This window comes from Helicobacter trogontum, from assembly GCF_000765905.2.
GTDB classification, from domain to species: Bacteria; Campylobacterota; Campylobacteria; order Campylobacterales; family Helicobacteraceae; genus Helicobacter_A; species Helicobacter_A trogontum.
In genome coordinates this window covers 1-512 of record NZ_JRPL02000109.1, presented here as the reverse complement: position 1 = coordinate 512, position 512 = coordinate 1, and the positions used below count along the sequence as shown (strand labels likewise).

Below are 512 nucleotides of genomic sequence, written 5' to 3'. Positions count from 1 at the left end.
ATCCTTCAACCAACCCCTAGATTCTTGGAATGTAAGCAAGGTTACCAATATGAATAATATGTTTGCTTATACAACATCTTTCAATCAGCCCTTAGATTCTTGGAATGTGAGTAATGTTAAGGACATGAGTTCCATGTTTGCATTTGCACAATCCTTTGATCAGAATCTAGATTCTTGGAATGTAAGTAATGCAACAGATATAAGCGAGATGTTTGATTTTTCCTCAATGCAATACAATCCACCAAAATGGTATAAAAAAGATTAATATTTCACATACACTATAGAATCTAACAATACAATAAAAAAGGAGCAACATGCAAAAAGTGTTAAAAACAATAAGTATAGTAAGTCTTCTAGGTATAAGCACACTTACACATATCTATGCAAATACCTTTAAATATCATCCAAAAAACAAACAAGAACTTTTAAAACTTATAAGAGATAACAATGTATATCTAGGTGATATTAATACAAGTAAGATTACTGATATGAGTGGATTATTTTGGGTGGTA

At 30.3% G+C, this 512-nt stretch carries 1 protein-coding gene and 1 pseudogene; both read left to right on the top strand.

All coding sequences use genetic code 11. The features are described 5' to 3' along the window. Positions 1 to 265 (top strand): BspA family leucine-rich repeat surface protein (locus LS81_RS11110; protein ID WP_138069965.1); only part of this gene is annotated, 265 nt, incomplete at its 5' end. A gap of 49 nt (positions 266 to 314) precedes the next feature. Continuing rightward, positions 315 to 512: pseudogene (locus tag LS81_RS11795) on the top strand (hypothetical protein); the annotation flags it as partial.